Annotated in this window: 22 protein-coding genes; 12 read left to right on the forward strand and 10 right to left on the reverse strand. The window is 59.8% G+C overall.

Annotated elements, in window-relative coordinates; genetic code table 11:
- Positions 1–56 precede the first annotated feature (56 nt).
- Both ccrA and BTO02_RS25450 read right to left on the reverse strand, forming a co-directional pair.
- Positions 57–1,334, reverse strand: a complete 1,278-nt coding sequence (gene ccrA / locus BTO02_RS25445; RefSeq protein WP_075159936.1) for a crotonyl-CoA carboxylase/reductase — start codon at positions 1,332–1,334, stop codon at positions 57–59.
- Between the two features lie 43 nt (positions 1,335–1,377).
- On the reverse strand, positions 1,378–2,136 hold the full coding sequence (locus BTO02_RS25450) for an SDR family NAD(P)-dependent oxidoreductase (protein WP_075159937.1): 759 nt from the start codon (positions 2,134–2,136) through the stop codon (positions 1,378–1,380).
- Positions 2,137–2,428: 292 nt separating this feature from the next.
- Between BTO02_RS25450 and BTO02_RS25455 the strand changes: the two genes are divergently transcribed.
- Entirely contained in the window at positions 2,429–3,613 is a 1,185-nt protein-coding gene (locus tag BTO02_RS25455) for a carboxymuconolactone decarboxylase family protein (RefSeq protein ID WP_232243670.1), read from the forward strand.
- Between the two features lie 45 nt (positions 3,614–3,658).
- Positions 3,659–4,153: a MaoC family dehydratase gene (locus BTO02_RS25460; protein ID WP_075159938.1), complete on the forward strand. Its 495-nt coding sequence runs from the start codon at positions 3,659–3,661 to the stop codon at positions 4,151–4,153.
- 65 nt (positions 4,154–4,218) lie between these two features.
- On the opposite strand, the gene BTO02_RS25465 is transcribed toward BTO02_RS25460, so the two are convergent.
- The 5 genes from BTO02_RS25465 to BTO02_RS25485 form a co-directional block, all read right to left on the reverse strand.
- Positions 4,219–4,428: a DUF2945 domain-containing protein gene (locus BTO02_RS25465; RefSeq protein WP_075159939.1), complete on the reverse strand. Its 210-nt coding sequence runs from the start codon at positions 4,426–4,428 to the stop codon at positions 4,219–4,221.
- Positions 4,429–4,461: 33 nt separating this feature from the next.
- A complete protein-coding gene (locus tag BTO02_RS25470; protein ID WP_442953507.1) occupies positions 4,462–5,181 on the reverse strand; it encodes an MgtC/SapB family protein in 720 nt (239 codons plus the stop codon).
- A gap of 257 nt (positions 5,182–5,438) precedes the next feature.
- Positions 5,439–5,921: a PRC-barrel domain-containing protein gene (locus BTO02_RS25475; RefSeq protein WP_075159941.1), complete on the reverse strand. Its 483-nt coding sequence runs from the start codon at positions 5,919–5,921 to the stop codon at positions 5,439–5,441.
- An 86-nt stretch (positions 5,922–6,007) separates the two neighbouring features.
- Positions 6,008–6,241: a DUF2795 domain-containing protein gene (locus tag BTO02_RS25480; protein ID WP_075159942.1), complete on the reverse strand. Its 234-nt coding sequence runs from the start codon at positions 6,239–6,241 to the stop codon at positions 6,008–6,010.
- A 578-nt stretch (positions 6,242–6,819) separates the two neighbouring features.
- Complete coding sequence (locus tag BTO02_RS25485; protein WP_232243671.1) at positions 6,820–7,542, reverse strand: EAL domain-containing protein; 723 nt, start codon at positions 7,540–7,542, stop codon at positions 6,820–6,822.
- Here BTO02_RS25485 and BTO02_RS34845 point away from each other — a divergent pair.
- The 4 genes from BTO02_RS34845 (at position 7,528) to BTO02_RS25500 (ending at position 12,883) form a co-directional block, all read left to right on the forward strand.
- The gene (locus BTO02_RS34845; RefSeq protein WP_198039362.1) at positions 7,528–7,884 is read left to right on the forward strand and encodes a hypothetical protein; all 357 of its coding nucleotides are present in this window, start codon (positions 7,528–7,530) and stop codon (positions 7,882–7,884) included. The two genes, BTO02_RS25485 and BTO02_RS34845, sit on opposite strands and share 15 nt — an antisense overlap.
- A 659-nt stretch (positions 7,885–8,543) precedes the next feature.
- The gene (locus BTO02_RS25490; RefSeq protein ID WP_075159944.1) at positions 8,544–10,253 is read left to right on the forward strand and encodes a sensor histidine kinase; all 1,710 of its coding nucleotides are present in this window, start codon (positions 8,544–8,546) and stop codon (positions 10,251–10,253) included.
- Positions 10,254–10,468: 215 nt separating this feature from the next.
- Positions 10,469–11,182 carry a response regulator transcription factor gene (locus BTO02_RS25495; RefSeq protein ID WP_075161373.1) on the forward strand — a complete coding sequence of 238 codons (714 nt, stop codon included), beginning with the start codon at positions 10,469–10,471 and terminating at the stop codon, positions 11,180–11,182.
- Between the two features lie 381 nt (positions 11,183–11,563).
- Complete coding sequence (locus BTO02_RS25500) at positions 11,564–12,883, forward strand: MFS transporter (RefSeq protein ID WP_083615370.1); 1,320 nt, start codon at positions 11,564–11,566, stop codon at positions 12,881–12,883.
- Positions 12,884–12,915: 32 nt separating this feature from the next.
- Here the strand turns inward: BTO02_RS25500 and BTO02_RS25505 are convergent, their stop codons facing one another.
- Complete coding sequence (locus BTO02_RS25505; RefSeq protein ID WP_075159945.1) at positions 12,916–13,809, reverse strand: LysR family transcriptional regulator; 894 nt, start codon at positions 13,807–13,809, stop codon at positions 12,916–12,918.
- 135 nt (positions 13,810–13,944) lie between these two features.
- On the opposite strand from BTO02_RS25505, the gene BTO02_RS25510 reads away from it, so the two are divergent.
- Entirely contained in the window at positions 13,945–14,982 is a 1,038-nt protein-coding gene (locus BTO02_RS25510; protein ID WP_075159946.1) for a TauD/TfdA family dioxygenase, read from the forward strand.
- Between the two features lie 123 nt (positions 14,983–15,105).
- Here BTO02_RS25510 and BTO02_RS25515 read toward each other — a convergent pair whose 3' ends face one another.
- Positions 15,106–16,668, reverse strand: coding sequence for a methyl-accepting chemotaxis protein (locus BTO02_RS25515; RefSeq protein ID WP_075161374.1), 1,563 nt, complete (start codon positions 16,666–16,668; stop codon positions 15,106–15,108).
- A 653-nt stretch (positions 16,669–17,321) separates the two neighbouring features.
- Here BTO02_RS25515 and BTO02_RS25520 point away from each other — a divergent pair.
- Positions 17,322–18,299 (forward strand): zinc-binding alcohol dehydrogenase family protein, encoded by a 978-nt coding sequence (locus BTO02_RS25520; RefSeq protein ID WP_075159947.1) that lies wholly within the window; start codon positions 17,322–17,324, stop codon positions 18,297–18,299.
- Between the two features lie 45 nt (positions 18,300–18,344).
- On the opposite strand, the gene BTO02_RS25525 is transcribed toward BTO02_RS25520, so the two are convergent.
- Positions 18,345–19,256, reverse strand: coding sequence for a LysR family transcriptional regulator (locus BTO02_RS25525; protein ID WP_075159948.1), 912 nt, complete (start codon positions 19,254–19,256; stop codon positions 18,345–18,347).
- A gap of 124 nt (positions 19,257–19,380) precedes the next feature.
- Between BTO02_RS25525 and BTO02_RS25530 the strand changes: the two genes are divergently transcribed.
- From BTO02_RS25530 to BTO02_RS25545, 4 genes are all read left to right on the forward strand, one after another.
- Complete coding sequence (locus BTO02_RS25530; protein WP_075159949.1) at positions 19,381–20,229, forward strand: transporter substrate-binding domain-containing protein; 849 nt, start codon at positions 19,381–19,383, stop codon at positions 20,227–20,229.
- 14 nt (positions 20,230–20,243) lie between these two features.
- Positions 20,244–20,927 carry an amino acid ABC transporter permease gene (locus tag BTO02_RS25535; protein WP_075159950.1) on the forward strand — a complete coding sequence of 228 codons (684 nt, stop codon included), beginning with the start codon at positions 20,244–20,246 and terminating at the stop codon, positions 20,925–20,927.
- Positions 20,917–21,579 (forward strand): amino acid ABC transporter permease, encoded by a 663-nt coding sequence (locus BTO02_RS25540; RefSeq protein WP_075159951.1) that lies wholly within the window; start codon positions 20,917–20,919, stop codon positions 21,577–21,579. Before BTO02_RS25535 ends, BTO02_RS25540 begins: the two co-directional genes overlap by 11 nt.
- A gap of 63 nt (positions 21,580–21,642) precedes the next feature.
- Complete coding sequence (locus BTO02_RS25545) at positions 21,643–22,620, forward strand: agmatinase (RefSeq protein ID WP_075159952.1); 978 nt, start codon at positions 21,643–21,645, stop codon at positions 22,618–22,620.
- The last annotated feature ends 1 nt before the right edge of the window (position 22,621 follow it).

Consider the following 22,621-nt stretch of genomic DNA (forward strand, 5'->3'; position numbering starts at 1 on the left):
CTGTTCTCGCTACTCGATGGCGCACCGAAGGACGGTACTTTTGCCGCTTTCGCCGCTCATGCGCGACGCGCCGCGTCGAGATCGTCGCTGCTGCTGGCCTGCACGAGCACGGCCATATTTCCGGGCAAATGCAGGTTGTTGCGGATCTTCGCGTGGGCCTCGGGCAACCGGTTCCATGGAAAGACTTCGGACAGGCACGGGTCGATGCGGCCGCTCATCACAAGCCGGTTTGCCTGCGCGGCCTCCTTAAGGTTGGCGAAATGGCTGCCTTGAATCCGCTTCTGACGCATCCAGATGTATCGTGCGTCGCAGGTGAGGTCGTAGCCGCTCGTCGCTGCACAAAACACGACCATGCCGCCGCGCTTGACGACGTAGCAGGAAGCGGCGAACGTGTTGCGGCCCGGGTGTTCGAACACCATGTCGACATCGCGCTTTTCGCCTAGCGCTTGCCAGATCGCCTTGCCGAATTTCTTGACGCCGTCGATATAAGCGGCGTATTCGGCGGTCGAGTCGATGGCTGGCGGCGCGCCCCAGCATGAGAACTGCGAGCGATTGATCACACCCACCGCACCGAGGCTTTTGACGAATTCAGCCTTGGAGTCGTCCGACACCACGGCAACGGGGCGTGCGCCTGCCAATGCGGCGAGCTGGATCGCCATCGTGCCGAGCCCGCCCGCGGCGCCCCATATGAGGACCGATTGTCCGGGCCCGAGCACATGCGGCTTGTGGCCGAAGAGCATGCGGTAAGCGGTCGCGAGCGTCAGCGTGTAGCACGCACTGGCCGACCACGTCAGGTGTTTGGGGCGCGGCATCAGTTGCGTCGCCTGAACGCGCGAGAATTGCGCAAACGAACCGTACGTGGTTTCGTATCCCCAGATACGTTGCGAGGGCGAGAGCATCGGGTCGCCGCCATTGCATTCCTCATCGTCGCCGTCGATTTGCGAACAATGCGCAATCACTTCGTCGCCGACTTTCCATGCCCGCACATTGGATCCGACTGCCCACACGATGCCGGCTGCATCCGAGCCAGTGATGTGATAGGGATCGTCATGCAGATCCAGAACGGAGAACGGTTGACCGAGCGCGGCCCAGACACCGTTGTAGTTGACGCCTGCGGCCATCACGAGAATGAGCACATCGTTTGCGCCGATCGAGGGCACATCGACGATTTCCTTCGTGAATGCCGTTTGCGGTTCGCCATGGTTTTCACGGCGTATCGTCCACGCATGCATCTTGCGTGGGACACGGCCTAACGGGATCGGCTGGCCGATCTCGAACAGTTCGGGCTGGTCCGTGATCGAATCGACGACAAGATCTAACAGTTCGGTATCCATATGTGTGTCACCAGGAATTTCTGATTACCGCTTTAGTTGAGCTTCACGCAGCTGCCATGCCACCGTCCACCGAAAGCGCGGTGCCTGTGATGAATGAGGACGCATCACTGGAAAGGAACACGACCGCTTGCGCCATTTCATCTTCGGTGCCGAGCCGGCCGATCGGATGAAATCCTTTGATCTGATCGGTCATGCCGGTCTCTTCGAGAAATTTCTCGACCATCGCCGTGGCGACGAAAGCGGGGCAGATCGCGTTGACTCTGATCTGCTGTTTCGCATATTCAAGCGCCGCGGCTTTAGTGAGTCCGATAATTCCGGCTTTGGAGGCGTGGTAGCCGCATCCGCCGAATGCGGACGCAACGAGTCCATAGGTCGACGACATGTTGACGATCGATCCGCCACCGGCCTTGAGCATCTCGGGAATCTCGTATTTCATCGACAGGAACATTCCCTTGAGGTTGGTCCCCACGACGTAGTCCCACGTCGACTCGTCGGTCTCGGCGACTGGTTTGCCGAACACCTCGACTCCTGCATTGTTGAACGCGATGTCAAGCTTGCCGAACGCGTCGACGGTCCGCGCGACTGCGTTTGCGCAGTCGTCGGCTTTCGATACATCCGTTTTAACGAAAATGGCCTCGCCGCCCGACTTGCGGATCGCGTCGACAACGTCTTGCCCTTCCTTCTCGCGCCGCGATGCGACGGCGACCATGGCGCCTTCTTTCGCAATCAGCAAAGCAGTTGTCCGTCCGATTCCTGAACTTCCGCCGGTAACGAGCGCAACCTTTTCCCGAAGCTTCTGCAAAGGATTCTCCTGGTTATGGTGATGCGAGCGGTCCTTGCTAAGAACCGTTAAAGGAACCGCCCGAACGATTCTATTAGCGCCGTTAAGAGCAGCGATCGAACTTCACAAAAGTTCAGATTTCTGACGAACAGGACGAACCTCACGCGACTGCTAATCGAGTACGATGGCTTCGCCATGGATGAATAGCGTTTGAACAGTCGAACAGAAAATAGAGGCAGTCTGAATGCGGCAACAGGAAAGAGAGTCGAACCCGATGCGCGATTCACGTAGCGCACCAGAGCATCGAGGCTCGATGTACGAACGCGGCATGGCGGTCATCCGCACGATAGGCGACGAGGGATTCGACAGCCTGAGCGCGGCGTTGGATCGCCTCGATCCGGACTTCAAGCGATTGCTTGTCGAAGGGGGGTATGCCGAAATCATTGCCCGTCCCAAGCTCGCGCTCAAGCATCGTGAACTCGTTACCGTCGCTGTGCTAGCTACGATGGGCAACGCTGATTCCGCGTTCAAATATCATGCGAGCGGCATGTTGAATACGGGATGGTCGGCCGAAGAATTGCTCGAGACCGTATTGCACACATCGGTCTACGCTGGAATTCCCGTGGCGTTAGCCGGCATTCGCATGGTTTGCGTCATGCTTGCCGAGCGAGGCATCGATGTTACGCATAAGAAATCTCCGTTCGTGCGCGAGGTGGCATTGCGCGAAACAAACCTGGCGCAATGGCTGCGCAGTCAGCATGAACAATTCGATTCGCTGCCTGCGGAGCTACGCCAAGTATTCGCCAATGTCGCGTATGGCACCGCCTTGAACAGGCCCGCGCTATCGATCAAGGATCGCCAGCTTGCGACGTTGGCCATCACCATGGCTTGCGAAAATCGGTGGTCTGCCGTCAGACTGCACCTCAGGGCCTGCGTTCGGCTCGGCTGGACGCGCAGCGAGTTGACTGAAGTGCTGATCCAGCTGACGGGTTATATCGGCTGGCCGCTCGTTCTTCCCATTACAAGAATTGCGTTGGACGTTTTCGACGAGGCCACAGGCGGAGACTCATACGACGGAGCGGTGGCGTCTCAGGCGGCTGAGCAGGTCGAGGTGCGAATGGCACACCAGCCTGCAGACAAATTGTCCGCTTTCGCCTTGCCGCAAGACATAGCGGACCTATCGCCGCTCATTGCTCAATACCTCGCGCAGATGGGATCGACAACCAGCCGGTTCGATTCGGTCGAAGCAGCTCGAGCTTCACGGCTTTCGGATGTTGCATGCCTGACGTGTCTTGCGCGAAACGCAGACGCGGAGGTTCTGGGTGCGCATGTGAGGGAAGCGCTAGTGCTCGGCGCGTCGAGGCGCGATGTTGTCGACGCGATACTGAGCGCGTTACCTCATGCCGGCGTGCTTGCCGTGGAGTATGGCTTCAACGTGGCAAGCAGGATTTTCGCAACGATAGGCGTAAGTGAGCAGGCAGAAAGCAAGTTTTCCTGAATGAAAGACGAATGAACGACAAACGAGCGAAAGGGACATCAAGCGATGAATGAGGCTGGCGGATACGATCTCGAAGACCTGGTAGTGGGCATGAATGCGCGCTTCACGAAGACGCTGTCGGAGCGGGACGTCTTCCTGTTTGCCGGCGCTTGCGGCGACCGGAACCCTGTGCATTTCGACGAAGAGTATGCGAAGCGAACGCGATTCGGCGGTCGTATCGCGCACGGCATGCTGTCGGCGTCCGTTATTTCCGCCGCCATTGCTGCGCATCTGCCAGGCCCCGGCTCCATTTATCTTTCGCAAAACCTGAGCTTTCGGCGTCCCGTCAGGATCGGCGAAACGGTTTGCGCAATGGTTACGGTCAAGGAGATACTGACGGGCCGGCGGCGCGCGGTACTCGAGACGAGATGCGAGGTAAACGGCATCGTCGTGGTGGATGGCGATGCCGTTGTCATGCCTACGTCGTCGGCCGAACGTGCGCAAGAGCAGTCTCGAATGCAGGGTGCGGAAATCGCGGGGTTCGCGCAGACATCCGGTTAGCGGTCGCCAGACCTCCATCGACGAGATGGATCGACCCCTCGCGGTCTGGTTTCGAGATCTCGTTTTTACGCTTTGCGCAGTCCTTCGCCGCGATGTACGGCGTGCTTGCCGCTTTTTTCGCTCGCCACCTCATAGTGCGGGTCGTCCTTCGATGCGGCCACCGCATGACCGGCGAACGTCGTACGTTGCGTGATCATGCGCACGATCTCGCCATAGGTCGTGCCTTGAGGCGTGTTCCAGCTCACGCGGTCGTGAGTTTTAAAGCGTTCGCTCATTGCTGTCTCCCGGTCACGAATCGATGCTTCGCTTCAGCGGACGATGGACCATTTGATTTCCAGAGCGCCCGCTGCCGCTGCCGCTTCCTGTAGTGGCGGCACGCGTTTCAGATCTGGCTGGCTGTGCCAATGGACCTCGAAACGCTCTTCGATGCGCCTGCTGACCGTTTGTGACGCGCTCTCCACTACATTGATCGTGCAGCCCTGCTTCGCAAGCGATTGAACGAGTGCATCTCTGGAAAACAGGCCCTTATCGTAGACGACGGTCAATTCGGCTTGAGTGTCGCGCGGAATGCGATCTTCGACGGCCTTGAGAAACCAGAGCACCACGATTCCGAGCACGGTGCCGATTGCGCCGAGTGCCAGCTGACCGCCGCCGAAACGCAGACCGATGACGGTCACAAACCACATCGTGGCGGCTGTCGTCACCCCTTTGACGAGTCCATCCTTGCGAAGGATCGCGCCCGCGCCGATAAAGCCGACGCCGGACAGAATGCCGAGCGGCAAACGCATCAGATCGAGCGTAACGAACGACGAGGGCGCTTTCCCGGCTTGCGATAGCAGTGCATTGACCTGCAGCATCGCGAGGCACGCGGCGAGGCAAACTAGCAATGTCGTTCGCAGCCCGGCGACTTTTCCGGACTCGCCGCGGTTAAAGCCGATCAGCAAGCCGGCAATAACGGCAAGCCCGATACGGATCAATACGTCTCGCCAATCGAGCGTGAGCGGCATCACTCCCGGCATCACTCCCATTTGGCAACTCCTTTTTACAACAGATGATCACTACGCCAAGTGGTTCGCGCGATCGGCCCGACCGGGCGTTGCGCGAAGCATATGCCGCCGCCAGAACGGTGCCGCTGCGCAGAGTTTCTTCTATTTGGGCCGCAGCAGACGGCGCAGCTTGTCGCCTCACAGCGCGTTGGCGACGGTGCAGGGCGCGGACCAAAACAGCATCCGCGCCACTACAGCGGGTTGTTGAGCCGTCCGAGCCGGAGCGGCGAGATCCCGGCCTAGAGACCTTGCACATCCGTCCCTTGACGTTGCGCAGCGGAGCTGCTCCCAAGCGGCGCTTCGGACCAGTACGGCTGGCGGTTGTAATACTGATGCATCTGCGCGCCCCATGTGGAATCCGCCATCGACGGCCAGTGGTCCTTGTCGAAGCCTGGATCGTCCTTGATGCGTTGCGCTGCAATATCGACGCGGAAGCACTTTTCCGCGGTGTCTAGCGTGAGCGCGTTCCATGGAATAGCGTGCAGCGTGGAGCCCATGCCGAGAAAGCCGCCTTCGGACAGCACCGCATACGCGACGCGGCCGCTGCGCACATCGAGCATGATGTCCGAGATCTTGCCGACGTGCTCGCCATCCGACGTTATGACCTTGTTGCCGTCTAGCGTAGCTGCGGCCATGACGTCCGGACCCGGGCCTTCGCCGACTCCACCGCCTACGATTTCTGCGCCTGAGTTGGATGCGCCTTGCGGGTTAAGCGTGCTCATAATATCGTCCCTCCCTGGGAATGGGGTTGCGTGGGTGCTGCGTCATTCAAAGCGCAAACGCTATGCCCAACTCGCGCATTCGGCAGTCACTGCTCGTGGGCGATTTCCTTTTCAACGGCGGCCGGGCTGTCGTAGTTGCGGTCCGGCAGGCGGCTCACGATGTCGACGATGTCGGTGCTCGCGTGGTTTCGGCGCGTCTGTTCGACGAGCTTTTCGCGTGTCGTCGGATAGCGGACGCCGGACAGCGCCTTCTGGATATCGATCGGGTTCGGCTGGCCCGGATGCCGATGGTCTTGCGCGTGCGTAGGGTGTTGTGACACGGGTTCCTCCTTGCGTTGACGGAAAGGATTGGCCTACCTCGCATTTTGCTGGCAGTAGCACATGCGTCGGGCCGCATATCGCATGCCGCAGTGCGGCGGTTTTCCGTTCAGCCGTCCTCCCGCGTCGCGCGTCAAGGCGACGCGCTCCGGCAAGCCATCGAGCAGGCGGGGCGCCTTTGTACGAAATCTGTGTGTTACGTACACGAGCCGACACTTTACGTCAGTGTTTTGCTTTCCTAGTCTTGTCCGAAGATAAAATCAGTCTCGTATGTGTATGCAATGCCGCAGATTCCGACATGCTCTCGTCCGCATGTCTTTGCGGCATCGCTTTGAGCGGCCTTCACGGCGCGGCTCCGAAGCGGTCCTATGCGGCCGCTTTTTTTGGGGCCGACGGGAAAGAACGTTTTGCTCATGGATGAAGTTGCCGGTATCTCAGGACCTTCGCCGAACCCGCGAGGTCATGGGCCACAATGCGGTGTCCGGTGCCGGATCCGCACCTTCCCGACACTATTAACGATGCCCTTGCCGTGCCGCTTTTTGCGTAAGTGCAAACGCGTTCTCCGCGTAGACATGCGCCGTCACTCCTTCCCCGCCGCTCCCCCCTCATGGCGGCAAATCACATCATCGACATAGTCCTCCTCGACCGGTTCGCAGATAAAAAACCCTTGACCTTCGATATCGATATCAGGCAGCGCTTTAGCCCAGGCGAACTGTTCCTTCGTTTCGAGCCCCGTCAGCACGATTCGTTTGCCGTGGTTCTGAGTCAAACGCACAAGCGTTTCAACCATGCGCTGCGACTCGCCGTTCACACGCACCTGCCTGATTAACGACCGGTCGAACTTCACCGTATCGACGGGCAATTGCTGCAGCAGCGTGAGTGAATTGAACCCCGATCCGAAATCGTCGAGCGCAACGCGCACGCCGATCGCCTGAACTGCATGAATCGCATCGACCAGCCAGTCGAGCTGGTCCGGATGCACGACGCCGGTCAGTTCGATTTCAAACCGGCACGGTCTTACGCCAAGCGACGAGAACAGTGCCTTGAGGCGGCCAGGCAAGTCTTTGCGGCCGAGTTCCGCGGCCGACAGATTGATCGCGAGAGACAGATGCTCGCGGCCCTCCATCTTCCACTGCACAAGCGTTTGTGCCGCACGGGAAATGAGCAGATCGGTGAATCTTCCCGCAAGGGACGAGTCTTCGACGACGGTGATGAAGTACGCAGGCTCGAGTATGCCGCCTCCAGGATGCTGCCATCTGATCAGATACTCGAAGCCGGACAGCCGGTTTTGCTGCAATCTCAACTTCGGCTGCAGCACAAAGAAAAACTCGTTTTGGCCGAGACCACGTTCCGCATCGCTGACCAGAGTGAATGTGTTTCGTATTGGCGAAGTTTGTCGCATTGGTGTTCCGCTTCATCTGATGCGGTTAAATTGCGCAGCGAACCGCGCATCGTCTCCCAAATGCAAGGCTTGGCGCTCCACCCGGCGCGTCATTTTTTTGGCCGGCGTTTGTCTATCGCTTCAAACACGGGATGGAAGCTGGCTTGTTCCAGTTCAAGGCACGCCTTTTCGGAGAATCAATTTAATAATTCTTTGCGCTGCAACGACAGCCTGCCGCTGCCTCCTGCTGTTCTCCAGCAGTGACCGTATGAAAATAGAACATTACGTGATTTCCGGTTAATATGGAAAACCCTGCAAAGAAGCGTCGCACATCCTTGTTTAAAATGGTGCACGCGAGCAGCGCGCCCAAAAAGAATATTTTACATGGGAAATCTTCGAAAAAAACCAGCGTGCGCGGCACATCGACCCATGCAACGACTCATTCGTCACAATTGTTCACATTTGTAAGTTATCGTATTCCGTATGGTACGTGCACTTGTCTAGACGACAGGGTGCAGCAAGTCACCTGTTCTAGTGGACTCTGGAGCTCCTGCCGTGCCGGTAAGTATTGATATTGAAAGATTTTTGTGCGCAAGAGAGCGGTCGGCGCCCGAGGTCTAAAGTTCGCCGGCCGGCACGCGGGATGGGCGTCGGCGAGCCGGAAAACACATAACCTGCTTATCATGTGCGTCAAACAAGGCTCGCACGGTGCGTGGCGCATAAGCAACCTCGCACGGTGCCCTTAAAATATGTTAGATATATATAACGATATCAAGGATAAATCGATATATCCTATTCTTGTTATTTCAGAATAAGTAGCAAGAGAACGGATAAAAAAGAAAGATGAAATTTATGGGAAAAGGCGTCAAAGAAATGGCTCAAAATTGTCGCATGAACTTTTGGTCACTTATGCATCGACGCCAATGACCCGGCGTTCGAATCTGAAGCGCGACTGCGGCTGGCTGGCAATGGCACTGATGGTGCTTTGCTGGTGCGTTACATCGGCTCATCTGTTTCGTGGTGCGGACCTTGTGTTCTTCGATACCGCGTTGCGTGTCGCGCACCCGGCAGCGGCGAGCACGACAGTTCGTCCCATAGACGACACGTTCCAGCTGATGTTCAACGAAGGGGTCGTTCCGCTGGTGTGCGTGATGCTATATCTGCTTAGTCCCCGCACCGGTCTTCTCATGTCCGTCATGCTCGTCGCGATGATGGTCGGCGGTTCGATTGCGGTGCTGAAATACGAGCATCTTTTTCTGTCGCCTTGCGTGGGTATTTTCACGTGCGCCATTGCAAATCCGCTTTGGGCCTGGCGGCGCATCGAGGCGCTACTGCGCTACCTGTCGAGCGAAGCGGAGAAGGGCGCCAAAGAGCCGTCGCTGCGGGAGGAGACGAGGCCCGCGAAGTTCCTCGACGATCCGGTCCAGCGGCGCCTGCATTCAATGGCGTCGCTGTTCGACCGGCTTCGGCGGCATCGCGAGTTCATTTCCGAATGGGTCGACAGTCTTCCCGAGGCAACCCTCGTGACCAACGCCGCAGGGGAAGTGATCCTCGCAAACGAGCGCGTCAACGCGCTATGCCAACGTTCCGGATTGCGCATTGCGGAGCGCGGTTCGGTGGCCGGCCGGCCCGTTTCGGACGTTCTGTTCGAGATCACCGCGTCGCACCGCGCAATCGAGTTTGCATCGCAGGCGCTCGCACTGTTTGCGCTCTGGTCCAGTGACGACGATCCGCCCGCTTATGGCGAATCGATGTTCGCGCAAGGAATCGAGATCACGAATGCACGAAATGGGCGCTCGCTCCTGCTCAAATGCGCGCAGATCAAACCGTCGAAAGGCCGCGAGGGCGCGTTGATTTTTCATGTCGCCGATGTCTCCTCGGTGCGCATGGCCGAGCGTCAGCGCGATACCGCGCTGCGGTTTCTGTCGCACGATATGCGTTCACCGCAGGCCGCGATTCTGGCGCTCGTCGAACAGATGCAGCAGGCCCCTGCGCGTTTCACCGCTCGGGAATTTGCGACGCTGGTTGGCCAGTACGCGACGTCCGCCCTGAACCTGGCCGACGATTTCCTCTTTCTTGCACGGGCCGAAAGCTTGCCGCCGAAATTGGCCCCGGTCGATCCGGCGCTCGTACTTGGGGACGCAATCGACGACCTCTGGCCGCAGGCGACGGCAAGATCGACGACCGTCAACCTCGCGGCGGAGCCGGGCAGAAGCACCATTGCCGACGTTCAGCTATTGCGCCGCGCGTTTGCGAATCTGATCGGCAATGCGATCAAGTTCAGCCCGCGTTATTCGACCGTCGACGTGCAGCTCGCGGAAACGGACCATCACCTGAAGATCTCGGTGATCGATCGCGGCGTCGGCATTCCCGAACATGAGAGAAAGGCGCTCTTTCAGGAATTCAGCCAGCTTGATGAGAAGTTCTCGAGATCGGGTCACGGCTTGGGGCTCGCTTTCGTCAAGACCGTGGTCGACTCGTTAGGCGGCACATTGCAGGTCGATTCAGTGCCCGGCCGCGGTACGACTTTCATGGTGTTCTTGCCCAGGATGGCCGGCGACTCGGGCGACAAATCGACCGAAGCGTCGACCGGGCACTCAAGCAACGCACCGGACAACGGGCCTCGCCTATAACCCAATTCTGTGTAACCGGTGATTATGATGCGGGACGCATTGATTGCGAAAGCAATGCACCGGGGAGTTCACAAAAATTCAAACATATTTATAGTGTGTATCCTACGATCATTCGTTGTGTCGACACCGCCGGGTCCGCAAACGTTTGCGTAATCGGCGAATGCTTCAACTGTATCCAGGTCGGACATAAGAACGTCACAATGCACGGGGGCAACATGCGCATTCTGGTTGTCGAGGACGATCCCATTCAAGCCGAGGCCGTATCGACTGCATTGAGCTCGTTGAGTCACGCGGTCACGATTGTCGATGATGGCGAGCGGGCGGTGCGGTGTTTGCGGTCCGAACCGATCGATGCCGTCGTTCTCGATTGGCATTTGCCGCGCATGAGCGGCATTGAAGTGCTGCATTGGATTCGCGCTCGCACGAACGTCCGGTATGGCGTGCTGTTCCTGACCAGCCGCGTTCACGAGGTCGATGTGGTCCGCGCACTCGATGCGGGCGCCGACGATTACATGGTCAAGCCGTTTCGCGCCGAAGAACTCGCCGCCCGCGTGAACGCGCTATTGCGCCGGGTTGCGCGCACCATGGTACGCGATGAGCCAATCATGGCCGGCGACTACGCGCTCGATCCGATCGAACGCACCGTCACGCTGCGCGGCAGCAGGATCGAATTGACCACCAAGGAGTTTCAGCTCGTCGCGGCGCTATTCTCCAACCTCGGCAAGATTCTCTCGCGGGATCTGCTTGCGATGACGGCATGGGGGCGCGAGCTCAGCGTCGAATCTCGCTCGCTCGACACGCACATCTATCGGATCCGGCAAAAGCTCAAGCTGAGCCCCGAGAATGGCCTGCGGCTATCTTCCATCTATACGCTTGGCTACCGCCTCGACCTGGCCAAGACGCCGATCGAAAGCGAATCTTGCGCTTAAGCGCTTTCTGTTAAAACATCGCATTCCAGATTAAATAAGAAATCGGCCTCGATGAGGCCTGGAACGCGCACGCCTGCAATGCGGAAATGCGGCAAGGCTTCCTCCTTTGTAATGACCTGTCATCGCATGCAAGCGATGACGAATTCACGTTTTTCTAAAGTCTTTTCGCTTCGTACCGTAAACCTCCGGGTTTGACGTTTCGGTCATCCCTTTGACGATTTTCATATTCCTAAATTATAGGAATTGAATAACGATATTTGGGTTTACACATCTGAGCGATCGCTGCACAATGCGGGCAACTGGCGTCGCAGTCCTACAGGCATCAAACAATACGAACACGGGGTTTGACACAGCAGCATCAGCGAGAAGGGGAGGCCACCCATGCAGGCGCAGTCCAGATCCGAACCGTGGGCAAGAACGATCTTCCGCGTGACGAGCGGAAATTTTCTGGAGATGTACGACTTCTCCGTCTACGGCTTCTACGCGGTGTCCATTGCGCACGCACTGTTCCCGCGCGGTAACGAATTCGTTTCGCTATTGCTGTCGCTTGCCACATTCGGCGTCGGTTTTCTGATGCGGCCCATCGGCGCGCTCGTGCTCGGTGGATATATCGACCGGAAGGGACGGCGCAAGGGTTTGCTGCTGACGCTCGGCCTCATGTCGATCGGCATGCTGATGATTACCTGCGTGCCGGGCTATTCGACGATCGGCATCGCGGCTCCGATCATCGTCGTCTGCGGACGTCTGCTGCAGGGGTTTTCTGCGGGCGCCGAACTCGGCGGCGTATCGGTCTATCTCGCGGAGATTGCCCCGCCGAAGCGGCGCGGTTTTTTCGTCAGCTGGCAATCGGCGAGTCAGCAACTGGCCGTCGTCTTCGCAGCGGTGCTCGGCGTGGCGCTCCGATGGCAACTGTCGCCCGAGCAGATGGATTCGTGGGGATGGCGCATTCCATTCGTGATCGGCTGCCTGATCATTCCTGTGCTGTTCTCGATGCGCCGCCGCTTGCGCGAGACCGAAGTATTCGAGGCGCGCAAGACAACGCCCTCGCCGCGGCAGATCGCCGATTCGCTGCGCGAGCATCGGCGCACGATCGGCGGCGCGGTCATGCTGGTTACCATGACCGCGGTGATGTTCAACCTGATCACCGCCTACACGCCGACCTACGGACAAAGCGTGCTGAAGCTGCCCGCGATGGACACGTTTCTCGTCACAATGGCGGTCGGACTGACAAACTTCGTCATGCTACCGGTCATCGGCGCATTGTCGGACAAGATCGGCCGCCGCGCCGTGCTGACCGCATGCGCGGCACTGGTCATTCTCACCGCTTATCCTGCGATGTACTGGCTCGTTCAGGCGCCGAGCTTTGCACGGCTGATGGCTGTCGAGGTCTGGTACGCGTTTATTTACGGCTCGTATCAGGGCGGGATGGTCGTCGCGCTGACCGAAATCATGCCGGCCCATATTCGCAGTACAGGGTTTTCGCTCGTGTGGAGCGTTGCGCAGGCCGTGTTCGGCGGTTTCACGCCGGTCATCTGTACGATGCTGATTCACTCGACCGGAAACAACGCGGTGCCGGCCGTATGGCTCAGTTGTGCGGCGGCGGTCGCGCTGATCGCAACCTTCAGGATGTTCCCGAAGGCGGTGCAGGTGCCAGTAACGCCGAGCGCGAGCTTTGAAGAGGGTTTGTCGCAGCGGCCTTGAACCGCGCGCGTGGTCGCCATGCGATCGCGCGCCTATCGACCGCGGTTGGCGAACTCGCTGATTTCAGTAGCCAATGCGGCAATGGCGCTCGTCAACGGATTAGGCGTGCTCGTGCGGTATAGCGCGACGAATTCCACGGGCTTGATATCGGGCGTCGTGTCGAGCACGGTCAGCATGCCCGCTGCGATTTCCGCGGCGTACGAGCGGCGCGGAAGCAAACTCACACCAAGCCCTGCAAGCGTCAGGTCGCCGAGCACGCGCACGGTATTGCACGAGATGACAGGCTTGTATCCGGCGCCGCCTTCGCGGAACCAGCGCTCGATCACGGGCGCGTGATGCGATTGCGACGACAGGCCGAGGACCGGCCAACGCGCGAGGTCGACCGGCGTCATGCGTTCGGCCGGCACGTTGAGCGAGGTCGGAGCGATCCACACGAATTCATCGTATCCAAGCGGAACCGACGACGTGCCTGCTTCGTCGATCGGGCCCGTGACGATGGCCAGTTCGATTTCGCCGTCGCGCAGCTTATCGACGAGTCCCGCCGTTAGTGCGATGTCGAGCACGACCGTGACGCCCGGGTAGCGATCGCGCACGGCGGACATCAATTTCGGAAGCCACGTCTGGGCGACGAGCCCTACCACGCCCATTCTGATCGTGCCGGTGAGCGTCTGGGCATCGCCGATCTGATGACGCACGCGCGCTGCCAGCGCGACGATTTCCTGCGCCGGCTTCAGCAGTTCCTGTCCCTTCGGCGTGAGCCGTGCGCGATGTGACGAACGATCGAACAGAACCACGCCGAGCGAGCGCTCGAGCGCGCCGATGCGCGCCGAAATGGTGGACTGTGTCGCGCAGAGCGCGTCGGCGGCGCCCGCGAAGCTGCCAGTTTCGACGATGCGGATCAGGGTTTCGAGTTGTCGGATATCCATAGGCGGAAGGTGTGGAGTTCGTAGCGTTCATCGAGCTTTTCGATGTGGTCTGATCGAAATATATCGCTATTCGGCAGCATGCAAAAACCCTAGAGTTTTCATGCCGTACAGACAACTTCGTAGAGGAGCGGGTGGATGGACCAAAGGGTGAACCATAACGTGGCGCGCGGCGTGTCGATTCTCGAAGAAGGGACGGCGCCGGGAAAGCAGGACATCAGAACGACGCCGTTCAACGGCCCGATTGCATGGACCGGCGAAAGCCTCGATCCGGCCGACGGCATGATCGCGATCGACGCCGAATGCCGGCGCGAACTCGATGGGCTCGTCGAGACATTGAATGCGAATCCGATGCAGACGGCGCTGCTCGATGCGGCGGAATTCGAACTGCCCGCGTGCCGTCAGATGATGCAACAGGCGAAGGCGTCGCTCGAAGCGGGTCCCGGCTTTGTGATTATCGACAAGCTGCCGGTGAAAGAATACGGCGTACAGGCTTCGCAAGCCGTGTACTGGATTCTGTCGCAGCTCGTTGCAAGGCCCGTTGCGCAGAGCTGGGACGGCAAGATGATCTACGATGTGCGCGACCAGGGCAAACCGCCGGGCAATGGCGTGCGCCCCGATATCACGAACGCCGAACAGAATTTTCACACCGACAATAGCTATAACCTCTATCCGCCCGACTACGTTGCATTGTTGTGTCTGCAACCGGCGATGGAAGGCGGCGTGAGCAGCATCGTCAGCTTCTATACGGTGTACAACGAAATGCTCAAGCGCAGCCCGCATCTTTTGTCGCGGCTTTATCAGCCTTATCTGTTCGACCGCCAGCGCGAGCACGCACCCGACGACGCAACGGTGATCAGTCATCCGCTGTTCCAGGCTGCTGGCGGGCAATTGCTTTGCCGTCTATCGCATCGGCACGTCGTCAACGGTTATGCAATGGCCGGGGTGGCGATGGACGAGGAGACGGCCGAAGCGCTCGAAGTACTCGAACAGACGATGCGCGAGCCGCAGCTGTGCAGGGAGTTTTTCTTCGAGCCGGGGCAGATCCAGATTGTCGATAACAAGCGCTGCGGGCATCGCCGTACCGCTTTCGTCGACTACCCGGAGCCCGAACGCAAGCGGCATCTCGTGCGCTTGTGGTTGCGTAACGAAGGTCGACGCTTCTATAACGGGTGATGCCCGTCAACACAGTCACACCGGCAAGCGGCTGTGATTTGTAGCGTTGGATAAAGAAGGGGAATCTCGCGATTCCCCTTTTTTTGTGCTTTTAGAACTTCGATGCGGGTCGATTCCCGAATCTTAGGCCGCCGTCAACGCTCCGCTTCCCACGCGAAACACGTTGACCGCTTCTCTCAAGCTGCGCGCCTGCTCTTCCATCGATTGCGCCGCGGCAGCCGCCTGTTCGACCATCGCGGCGTTCTGCTGCGTCGTCTCGTCCATCTGCGCGATGGCGATATTGACCTGCTCGATGCCCTGAGTCTGTTCCGACGAAGCGGCTGAGATTTCGCCGATGATGTCGGTCACATGCCGCACCGCCTTCATGATCGAATCGATCGTTTCGCCTGCGCGTTCGGCGAGTCCGCGGCCCGATTCGATCTCCTGCACCGAAGCTTCGATCAACGCCTTGATCTCCTTGGCCGCGTCCGCGCTACGCTGCGCGAGGCTACGCACCTCGCCGGCGACAACCGCGAAGCCGCGGCCGTCTTCGCCGGCGCGGGCCGCTTCCACCGCGGCATTGAGCGCGAGGATATTCGTCTGGAACGCGATGCCTTCGATCACCGAAATGATCTCGACGATGCGCGTTGAACTCGATGCGATGCTTTGCATGCGATCCACCACCTGATGGACGACTTCTCCGCCTTCGCCGGCAATATGCGAAGCGTTCGCGGCCATCTGGTTCGCCTGCTTCGCGTTGTCGGCATTCTGTTTGACGGTGGCGGTGAGCTGCTCCATGCTTGCCGCCGTCTCGCTTAGCGAGCTTGCCTGTTCTTCGGTTCGCGACGACAGATCCTGATTGCCGGCGGAAATCTGCTGGGCAGCCACGGTGATCGTCTCGGCGCCTCCGCGGATCTTCGAGATCGTGTCGATGAGCCGCTGCTGCATGTTATGGAGCGCGAACAGCATGCTCTGCGTGTCGTTCGCGCGCAGATTCAGGGCACCGGTCAGGTCGCCGCTTGCAATCGTTTCCGCGATTTCGACCGCGTACGCGGGCTCGCCGCCGAGGCTGCGCTCTACGTTGCGGATGATCATCACCATGGCAAGCGAGATCAGGCCACCCACAACGAGCACGACAATCAGGTAATTGCGCAGGTTGGCGTAAAACGCGCTGTCGATATCGTTGACGTAGACGCCTGACGTCAGATACAGATCCCATGGCGCAAAGCGCTTGACGAACGCGATCTTCGTCGCGATGCCGTTGTTCAGGCGACCTTCATACTGGACGAATCCCTGACCTTTCTCCTGCGCGAGCTTGACCATCTCGAGCCAGAACAGCTTGCCGTTGGGATCCTTGTAGTTGGTTACATCTCGATTACGCATGTCGGCGAGCACCGGATGCATGATCACCGTCGGATGCGAGTCGCAGATGATGATGTAGCCGTTATTCGGGTAGCGCATTGCACTGATGCGCTCGAGCGCTTCCGCGCGCGCCTGTTCGACCGGCATCTTGTGCTCGTCGGCAAGTTTCGCGTACTGCTGCGCGACCCCGTACGCGGCCTCGACGACGTTTTGCACCGCGCCTTGCCGCTCCGAAAGCATCGTATTGCGTGATTCGCGCGCAGCCCAACCGCCCAGGATGAGAAGACCCAGCCAGGTTACGACGAGCGCCATCCATAATTTTGTGTTTACGCTGAGACGGCTCAATTGCAACTCCTTGAGAGGCACGCATTTGTTGCGTGAGGTGAAAATGCAAAGTCGTTCTTTTCAGCTAACGGAGGGAATGACGCGATAATGAATAAGGGTTAACGCTTATTCGTCGTAGTTTATCGGCCCGGTCTGACTTTTATTTGTCATCTGAGCAAATTCAATCGCGTCGAATTCCTGAATGTCAGGAATTGCGCATTTATCCGGACTTCAGGGAAGCGAGAGAGACAGCCGGCTCTGGGCGGCTCAGGCGGGACCTTCACGCGGGGTTCCGGATGAATCGGGTAATCTGGATCGCTCGATAACGCTTACCGCGGATTTGAATTGTTTCTCGCGACGAGATTCTGTGATGCCGCGAGATTTTCGATTTGAGCCTCGCGAGAGACCCGTCCTCTTATGCTGCCGCGGGGGATCAGCCTTGACTGGCGTACGGGGCGGCGCATTACGCAGACTTCGTACCGGCCCGGTCACAGGCGCCCGACTTTGTTCACATCGCACGGCATCCGTCAGTCTCGCCTCGTGTAACCCATAATAAACACTTTGACAAGTTACATAGCCTGGCTATCATGCGTTCCACGGACGAACTGACTGGTGCTATGCGGTTATGTCTGAAGGTCAGTCGACGAGTCAATTGGACGTTACAGGAGAGCGAAGTGAAGGCGATTGTTCTGGATGGTTTTGGCGGTCTTGAAGCGCTGGTGTACAAGGACATTCCGAAGCCCGAGCCTGAGGCAGGAACCGTCGTTATCAGGATCAAGGCGTTTGGCATCAACCATGCGGAGATGCATATGCGCCGCGGCGAATGGGCGGAAGCCGCGCCGGTCAGCGGAATCGAATGCGTGGGTATCGTCGATGCCTGCCCGGGTGGCGAATTCGCCGTGGGCACGAAGGTCGCGACGATGATGGGCGGCCTCGGCCGCACGATCAACGGCAGCTATGCGGAATACACGCGGGCGCGCGTCAGCAATGTGACGCCGATCGAATCGAATCTGTCGTGGGCCGAGCTTGCGGCGATTCCGCAATCGTACGCAACGTCATGGACGACGCTGTTCCGTAATCTGAAGATTCAACGCGGGCAGACAATCGTCATTCGCGGTGCGTCGTCGGCACTTGGAATCGCCGCGGTCAACCTCGCGGTCAATGCCGGCGTGACAGTGATCGGCACGACCTCGAAGGAGTCGAGCTTCGAGCAACTGAAGGCGCATGGCGTGAGCCGCTGCGAAATCGAACGGCCGGACCTGTCGAAGCATATCGCGGAGCGCAAGCAGATCGATGCTGTGCTCGATCTCGTCGGCAATAGCACGATGCTCGATTCGCTCGACATGGTGCGTCGTGACGGCAAGGTGTGTCTGGCCGGCTGGCTTGGCGGCCTTGCGCCAATTGCCGATTTCAATCCGCTGCTGCAAATGCCGAGCGGCGTCGACCTGACTTTCTTTGGCAGCTTCGTATTCGGCACGCCGGAATTTCCGCTTTCGGAAGTGCCGTTGCAAGCGATTGCGGCCGATGTCGAAGCGGGGAAATACTCGGCCAAACCGTGGCGCGTGTTTCGCTTCGACGAAGTGCCGCAGACGCATCGGATCATGGAAGCCGGCGAGGCGAGGGGCAAGATGGTGGTCGTGCACGACGAGTGAATGGGGTGCATATGTCGGCCCTCATTTCGACGGCTTCGTCGTCGATCAGTCAGTGCGCGATGCAACTGCGCGCCGCTGATGCGCATCGAGCAGCAACTGCAGAAACATCTCGGCGCTGCGCGTGAGCGGCCGCGCTTCTTCCACAATGGCGCAAAACGGCATCGGATAGGACGGCGAGTCGGGCAGCACGTCGAATTCGTAACGTGGCGAGAGCCGCGCCGCGTAGTGTTCGGGCAACAAGCCCACCGATCGGCCCGATGCGACCATCATCGCAATCGCTTCGAGGCCGCTTGCCTCCATGCCTTGAGTGAACCCGTGATTCACGAGGGCATCTTCGACGAACGGATGCGGCCGGTACGCAAGCGGCAACGCGCGCGTGTCGCCGTTCGCATGCATTTCGCCGACGGCGGCCGGACAATAGAACACGCGATGCGTCTCCGTGAACAGCGGGTAATGGCGAAACGTGCGCATTTGCCGGTACGCGCCGCGGATCGCGATCTGCACGCGGCGCTCAGCCAGTGCCGCACTAAGGTCGTTGAAGGTCATCACCGACAACGATGGCCGCACGAGCGGCGCGACGCGCTGCAGTTCAGCGAGCGCCTCGGGAATATGGCAATCCTCATGGGTCATGACGTGCTCGGACGTGCCGAGCAGCAACGGCCCCGACAGAACGCCGCGCACCGCATCGACTTCGGGCTTGATGCGCTCGAGCGATTCGAGGGCCTGCATCGCGACGCGCAGCGCGACCGCGCCGCTTTCCGTCAACTGAAAGCCGCCGGGACCGCGCTCGCATAGCTTGACGCCAAGGCGTGCTTCGACGTCGTTGATGTGCCGGCTGATCGACGCTTTCGACATCGCGAGCGCGCGCTCCGCCGCGGCGAATCCGCTCGCCTGCGCGGCGGCGCAAAACACGCGAAGCGAGCGCAGGTCGCGCTCGGTCAGGTCCATCTTCTTCATGGCGCAGGGACGCGAAAGGTTTTGGTTTTCGAAACCATAGCAGCGAAAAAATGGTTTTCCAAAACTATTTTGACTGCCTACATTCGATTCGCCAATTCGATCCGCCACGACCTCGGGGAACCTCATGCTCTCGCTCGACCGACGCAAATTTCTGACCGTAGCGGGCGGCGTGTCGCTCGCGCTTGCCTTGCCGTCTCTCGCCTTCGCCGAGGGCGGCACGCTCGACGATATCCGCAAGCGGGGCAAGCTGACGGTCGGCACGGAAGCGGCCTACGAACCTTTCGAGTTCGTCGAGAACGGCCAGGTGGTCGGCTACGGCCACGACATTCTCGAGTACATGGCGGGCAAGCTCGGTGTGACGCTCAATCAGGTCAACCTGCCGTTCCAGGGCTTGCTGCCCGGCCTGATGGCGCACAAGTTCGATTTTGTCGCGACGAGCGTCGGCATCAATGCGGAACGCGCAAAGCGCTTTGCGTTTTCGGAGCCGGTCGGTGTCGTCGACACCGTGCTCGTCGTGCGTTCGAACGACACGCGCATCAACAAGGCCGACGATGTCGCGGGGCATGTGGTCGGCACGCAAATGGGTTCGTCGTCGCAACCTGTCGCGCAGGCGTTCGATACGCAACTGAAAGCGAAGGGCGCGGGCTATACGGACATGAAGCTGTTTCAGGCCTATCCGGATGTGATGGTCGCGCTGTCGAACAAAACGCTCGATGTCGGCATCATGCCGTCGAATATCGTCGCGGTGATGATGAAGCGCGAGCCCGGCCAGTATCGGGTGGTCGGCAAGATCGGCGAACCGAAGGTGCTCGCCTGGGTTGCGCATCCGCAGGACAAGGAAATTCGCGCGTTCATCAATACGTCGCTGACCCAACTGGAGCAGAGCGGCCAGCTCGCGCAGATGCAGAAGAAGTGGTTCGGCTACACGATGAATTTGCCGACAAGCGGTTATCTTCCCGCAGGCGCGGTCTAAAGCAGGCGCATCGCATGCCCGGGACAGGCGATGGCCTCGTTGCGACCGTCGCGCCGTTCGTTCGCGATTTCGCGGCGGGTGCGGCGACAACGATCGTAGCCAGCGTCATTGCGTTCGCGATCGGCATCGTCATCGGTTGCGTGCTGCTATTGCTTCGGCAACATGGCGGCCGGTTCTTCGCCGCGTGCGTGATCGTCTATGTCAGCGTGATTCGCGGCACGCCCGCGCTGATCCAGATGCTGATCGCGTACTACGTATTGCCTGCGGTGCTGAACATTTCGATCGCGCCGCTGCCGGCCGGCATTCTTGCGCTCGCGCTGAATACGGCTGCCTACGTGTCCGAAATCCTGCGCGGTGCGCTCAACACGCTTGGGCGCGGCCAGGTGCCTGCAGGGCGCGCGCTCGGTATGAATACGCTGCAGGTGTGGCGCTACATCGTGCTTCCGCAGCTGTTCTACCGCTCGATTCCGCCGTTGACGAGCGAATTCACGATGCTGCTCAAAGCCTCTTCGCTGATGTCGATCATCGCCGTGCACGATCTTGCCACCGTAGCGCGCGACGCGACACTGCAAACGAATCTGCCGCTGCAGCTCTTTTCGCTGACGGCCGCGCTCTACTTCGCCATCCTGTTCGTCGCATCGTCGGCCTCGCGGCGGATCGAGCGGCGCTTCGCGAAGGTACTGCCCCATGGCCATTGATCTTGCCGTCGTCGAGTCGTCGGTGGGACCGCTGCTCAAGGGGCTCGCGGTCACCGCGCAGGTCTGCGTGCTCGGCATTCCGCTCGGCATCGTTGCCGGCACGATCGCCGCATATTGCCGGGCGGCGCCATGGGCCGCGCTGCGTGCGCTCGCGCTCGCCTATGTGGAGATCGTGCGCAACGTGCCCTTTCTGATTCTCGTCTACCTGGCTTTTTTTGGCTTGCCGAAGCTGGGCATCACGCTATCCGCGTTTGCGATCGGCGTCGCGGCGACGGCGTTCTATACGGGCGGCTACTTCTGCGAAATTCTGCGTGCCGCGTTTTCGAGCGTGCCGCGCGGGCAATGGCAGGCAAGCCGCTCGCTGGGGCTTTCGGGCCTGCAGATCCAGCGTTACATCGTGCTGCCGCAGATAGTCGGATTCCTTGCGCCCGCGACGACGAGCCTCGCGATCATGATGTTCAAGGACTCGTCGGTGTTCTCCGTGATGAGTCTCGCGGAACTCACGTACCAGAGCAATCTGCTGACCGCGGACACGTTCGCCTATGTCGAAGTGCTCGGCACGACCGCGCTGATCTATTGGGGGTGCAGCGTGCTGCTCGACGTTGTGGGCCAATGGACCGAGCGCTATGCCACGCGCTACCGGCGCGTCTGAACCTCGATCAGGATCGTTCAGGCAGTTCCCTTTCCGTTCCTCTTGCCACGCTGGAGTTTCCCGATGACACGACCGCATATTGCGCCGCTTACGGTGCCGCCGAAGACCGGACACAAGACGCTGCTCTATTCCGACCTCGCGCTCGATCTCGACCACCTCGAAGCCGACATTGCCGTGCTCGGCATGCCATATGGCGCTGCGTATTCGGCTGCTGATTTCACGAACGACCAGACCCGCGCACCGGCGGCAATCCGCGCAGCGACGGACCGCGTCGTGCGCTCGCCGGGCCACTACGACTTCGACATCGACGGCCCGCTCTTGCAGGAACGCGACGATATCCGCTTTGTCGACTGCGGCGACGTGATGGCCGACCTCGCGGCGCCCGGCAGCCACTATCAGCGTGCAGAAGCGGCCGTACGCAAGATTCTCGCGGCGGGCGCGCTGCCGATCGTGATGGGCGGCGACCATGGCATCACGACACCTGTACTGCGCGCATTCGATAGCCTCGCGCCGATCACGCTCGTGCATGTCGACGCGCATCTCGACTGGCGCGACGAAGTGAACGGCGTGCGCGACGGGCTGTCGAGCCCGATCCGCCGCGCGTCGGAGATGGCGCACGTCGATCGCATCGTGCAGATCGGCCTGCGCGCGCAAGGCAGCGGCCGCCCCGAGGAGTTGCGCGCGGCGCGTGCGTACGGCTCGGAGCTCGTGACCGCTTACGAGTTGCATGACGTGGGCATGGACGCCGTGCTCGCGCGTATTCCCGACGGCGGCAACTACTATCTGACGATCGACGCCGACGGTCTCGACCCGTCGGTGATGCCGGCCGTGGCCGGTCCGGCGCCCGGCGGCGTGACGTTCGTGCAGGCGCGCAAGCTGATTCATGGTCTCGTGAAGAAGGGGCGCGTGGTGGGGATGGATATCGTCGAAATCCAGCCGGAGAAGGACGTCAATCAGATTTCGTGCATCACGGCGGGACGGCTGATTCTGAACCTGATCGGCAGCGCGATCCGTGCAGGCTATTTCGACAAGGGGCGCTAAC

This window comes from Paraburkholderia sp. SOS3, assembly GCF_001922345.1.
In the GTDB taxonomy this organism is placed as follows: domain Bacteria; phylum Pseudomonadota; class Gammaproteobacteria; order Burkholderiales; family Burkholderiaceae; genus Paraburkholderia.